This is a genomic window from Catenibacterium sp. (genome assembly GCF_052354645.1).
In the GTDB taxonomy this organism is placed as follows: domain Bacteria; phylum Bacillota_I; class Bacilli_A; order Erysipelotrichales; family Coprobacillaceae; genus Catenibacterium; species Catenibacterium mitsuoka_A.
The window spans coordinates 1-1,560 of record NZ_DAWDDM010000372.1 but is presented as its reverse complement, the minus strand read 5'-3'; the positions used below and the strand labels follow the sequence as shown (position 1 = coordinate 1,560).

The 1,560-nt window shown below is 28.3% G+C and carries 2 protein-coding genes; both read right to left on the bottom strand.

The features are described from left to right. A partial coding sequence (locus tag ACT8VG_RS11115) for a hypothetical protein (RefSeq protein WP_444195924.1) occupies positions 1-497 on the bottom strand: 497 nt, incomplete at its 3' end. Between the two features lie 82 nt (positions 498-579). After that, on the bottom strand, positions 580-1,560 hold a 981-nt coding region (locus tag ACT8VG_RS11110), incomplete at its 5' end, for a GHKL domain-containing protein (protein ID WP_444195923.1).

Sequence of the window (1,560 nt, the reverse complement as noted above, 5' to 3'; positions counted from 1 at the left end):
TAATCTACCTGTCCGCTTGAGTCATTGAGGTCTTTTATAGATATATGTAATATCGCATTCATCTCATTTTTAAATTGATTGAAAGACTGTTCATTTGGAAAGGTGACATGTACTTCTCCTTCTAGCTGGTATCCATCACTTAATAGTTTATCTAGCGTATAAATATTAAAAGTGAATGTATGATCAAACATAGGAGTAGACTTTAAATATTGATTCTTATCATGAGTAAGATAAACATATTTCTTGTAATGGTTATCCTTATTCTTCGTGATAAACAAATTACCCTGATATTTATCTAAACAATTCTCTACAGTATGCAATATTTGAGTCGAATCATTATTCATAATATCATGAGGAATTTGAATAGAATAAAAGCCAGGTAATTCTTTTTCTGCATATACAATATGATTAAAGTATTCATGGCTTGTGAGGGTATAGCTTACAGAAAAGAAGTTACATGTAAGGATACAAAAGATGATAATAATAGCTTTTTTCATAGTAATCTCTCTTTCACATGCACTCTAACATAATAAAAACTGCACTTACATGGAATTGTTGTAAAATGCAGTTTGATGTTGTTTAGTGAATCACATCAAAGAGTATGATGTCATTCACTAAACATTGGTCTGTTTGCTGGTATTGATTGATTCCATGATATTCATCTACAATCTCATTGATGATTGTGAGTCCAATACCATGATCATTTTTATTTTCTTTACTTGTATAGCCTTCTTTAAGAGTGACAGGCTGATCAATTGAGTTCTTTATTTGTATATATAGATTGTTGTTTTTGTTTTTTAAAGAGATAGAAACATTACTATCTGTTGTTTTAGAAGATGCTTCAAAACTATTTTTAAATAGGTTATAAATTAGTGATGATAGCTTAGAATCATCCATTGTGATAGTTCCTAGTATTTGATCATCTATATGACTATGGACTTGAGGATATTCCTCTTTGAAATACTGATACAGCATATTAATGATATGATTTTGTGAATCATTATTGGACTTATATAAGTGATGACTGAGAGTATCTAAATAAGGAAGTAATTGATCCTGTTGGTTTAAATAATAGTCCTTAATCATAAGAATCTGTTTATTGTAATCATGCTTGAATTTTCTAAGTTCCTGATATTTATGTGTATAAGAAGAAAGATATGACTGCTGCAGCTGGATGATTGTTTCTAGATTCTGTTTTGATATGTCTTCTTTTTTCTTTTCATAATTCATTTTCAAACAGAAATATAGTAAGAGCATCAATAATAGTGATGTAATGAGAAATAAAATGATATTCCATTTTATACTCTTATTCATAGAAATGTAGAGATTAGTCAATAAGACAAGCTGTGCTGATAATAATATACAGACAGAAGATAGAATAATCAAAATAGAGTTATTAATGATTAAATGATTTCGCTTTGTGATAAAACAAAGGAGAGTTATAAGAATCAATGATACAAGTGCACTGATGAATGATAAGTTATTGATTTCATAGAATGACAAGAACGAATTGATACATATTTGAAAGAATACCATGATAATATAAGAAGAAATAAATTC